The sequence below is a fragment of the Pseudomonas sp. WS 5071 genome, from assembly GCF_012985765.1.
Classification (GTDB): Bacteria; Pseudomonadota; Gammaproteobacteria; order Pseudomonadales; family Pseudomonadaceae; genus Aquipseudomonas; species Aquipseudomonas lundensis_A.
Map to the genome: position 1 here is coordinate 1 of NZ_JAAQWY010000079.1, position 1,213 is coordinate 1,213.

Here is a 1,213-nt window from a genome sequence, read left to right on the forward strand (position 1 = left end):
CCTTAGGAGGTGTGATGTGTCCTGGAAAGAGGTGTCCGCCATGGATCTTCGTCTCGAATTCGTTGCCTTGGCTTTGGCTGAGGGCGCTAACATCACTGCATTGTGCGAGCAGTTCAATATCGGCCGCACCACTGCCTATAAATGGCTCAAGCGTTTCCAATGTGAGGGTAAAGACGGGCTGAGAGATCGGTCCCGTCGCCCCCACAGTTCGCCTAATCGAACTGCTCACGAGTCCGAGAAGCAGATACTGGCGCTCAATATCGAGCACACCGGCTGGGGAGCGCGCAAGATCAAGGGATGCCTTGAACGGCGCGGCAGCAACATGCCTGCAGCCAGTACGGTCCATGCCATTCTCAAGCGCAATGAGCGCATCGACCCTCATGCAGGCCTAGTCAAACCTTTCATCAGATTTGAACACGAGCAACCCAATGATCTGTGGCAAATGGACTTTAAAGGCCATGTGCCCATGCGTACGGGTCGCTGCCATCCATTGACTCTTCTGGATGACCACTCGCGTTTCTTTTTAACTATCGCCGCCTGTGGCAACGAGCAGCGCAATACCGTGCAGGCCCATTTGATCAATGCATTTCGCCTTTACGGGCTACCTGAGCGCATGACGATGGACAACGGGGCGCCGTGGGGCGACGAGCCTGATGCCTATACAGGGCTGGAAATCTGGATCATGCGTCAGGGCGTAAGGGTGAGCCACTCACGCCCCTATCACCCTCAAACGCAGGGCAAGCTGGAAAGACAGCATCGCAGCATGATCAGGGAGGTCTTTAAGGGCTTGTGTCTGATTGACCTGCCCAGCGCGCAGTGCACGCTGGACGAATGGCGCAAGATCTACAACTACGAGCGTCCGCACGGAGGCATAGGCATGCAGGTACCAGCGTCTCGCTATACGCCCAGCGCACGGGAGTATCAGGAGGTGCTACCTGCCATCGAGTACGGTGCTGAGCTTCATGTACGAAAGGTGCAGGCTAAAGGTGAGATCTACTGGCAGGGTCAGCCCTGGAGGCTCGGTAAAGGCTTTAAAGGCGAGCGTGTAGGTGTAAGAGAGGGTGTTGAGGATGGGCAATACGATGTCTTCTGGGGAAGCCATCGTATTGCGCAAATTGACAGAGTGACCGGGGTTGTAATATCAGGGAAAAAGCTACGTTAACTGTTCGCTATGTCTCCGAACAAAGTGTTCGCTATGTCCCCGGTCCATACA

General features: G+C 55.2%; 1 protein-coding gene. It reads left to right on the forward strand.

From position 1 onward, the window contains the following. The first annotated feature begins 16 nt into the window (after positions 1 to 16). Positions 17 to 1,162, forward strand: coding sequence for an IS481 family transposase (locus tag HBN61_RS22280; protein WP_346266470.1), 1,146 nt, complete (start codon positions 17 to 19; stop codon positions 1,160 to 1,162). Positions 1,163 to 1,213: the final 51 nt, after the last annotated feature.